The organism is Methanoregula sp., from assembly GCF_002835825.1.
Lineage (GTDB): Archaea > Halobacteriota > Methanomicrobia > Methanomicrobiales > Methanospirillaceae > Methanoregula.
In genome coordinates this window covers 1-1,283 of sequence record NZ_PIZH01000596.1, presented here as the reverse complement: position 1 = coordinate 1,283, position 1,283 = coordinate 1, and the positions used below count along the sequence as shown (strand labels likewise).

Annotated in this window: 1 protein-coding gene; it reads left to right on the top strand. The window is 59.5% G+C overall.

The features are described 5' to 3' along the window. Positions 1-12: 12 nt before the first annotated feature. The coding region (locus CW742_RS13650; protein ID WP_292421311.1) for a PKD domain-containing protein at positions 13-1,283 on the top strand (1,271 nt) is incomplete at its 3' end.

Here is a 1,283-nt window from a genome sequence, read left to right as displayed (position 1 = left end):
GGGTCGTACGATGTGAAACTGACCGTTTCGCGTGACGACATCACCGACTCCGCGACCCAGATCATCAATGTCGGCGGCGTTCCCAACACCGACTTCGTGGCCTCCGCGCTCGAAGTGAGTGTCGACGAGGCCGTCAAGTTCACGGACAAGACCACCAATGCGCCCACGTCCTGGAGATGGAACTTCGGCGATGCCGCTGAGTCCACCTACCAGAACCCCTCCCACACGTACCGGGTTAAGGGCATCTACACGGTTTCCCTGACCGCCCGCAACGAGAACGGACGGGACACAGAAGTAAAGACCAACTATATCAACGTCGGCCTCGGCCCGAAGGCTGAGTTCCGGCCGATCATCAGCCCGTACCACACGTACAATGTTCCAAAGGTCGTCCACTTTGCCGACATGTCGGAGAACCGACCTACCTCCTGGGCATGGGACTTCGGCGATGGCGAGACCTCAACCGTGCAGAACCCGCGCCACGTTTATATCAACGAGGGCACGTACACGGTCAAGCTCACGGTAAGGAACTCCTTTGGCGAAGACACCAAGATCAAGACCGGCCTTGTCACAGTCGGCGGCGGTGCTGACGTCGACTTCACGGCAGACAGGACAACGGTAGGTGTCGGCAGGAATGTCCGGTTCACCGACCTCTCGACCATGAGCCCGACATCCTGGGTCTGGGACTTCGGCGACGGCAGGACCGGAATGGGCTCGGCCCCCGACCATGCATACCTCAATGTCGGCGTCTATGATGTCACCCTGACCGCGTCCAACCTTTACCAGACCAACAGCAGGACCAAAAACATGTACATCACGGTGCTGAACATCCCGAAGGCAGACTTCGATGCCGACAAGACCCGCGGCGGGTCTACAATGGACGTCCACTTCACGGACAAGTCCACCGGCGCGCCCACCACCTGGAAGTGGGACTTCGGCGATGGCGGCAGCTCCACCGAACAGAACCCCACCCACACCTATACAACCATCGGCACCTACACGGTCACCCTGACCGCATCCAATGCCAACGGTTCCGATACCGTCTCCAAAGTGAACTATATCGTCACGACCCTTGCCCCGGTCGCCGATTTCAAGGCTGACCGGCAGGTCGGAAAGGCACCCTTCATCGTCCACTTCACCGACCTCTCGAAGGGCAACCCGACATCCTGGGTCTGGGACTTTGGCGACGGTACATCCTCCTACGAGCAGAACCCCCGCCACATCTACATGCGTGAAGGTTCTTATGATGTCCGCCTGACGGTGACCAACCAGTACGGCAGCGACAC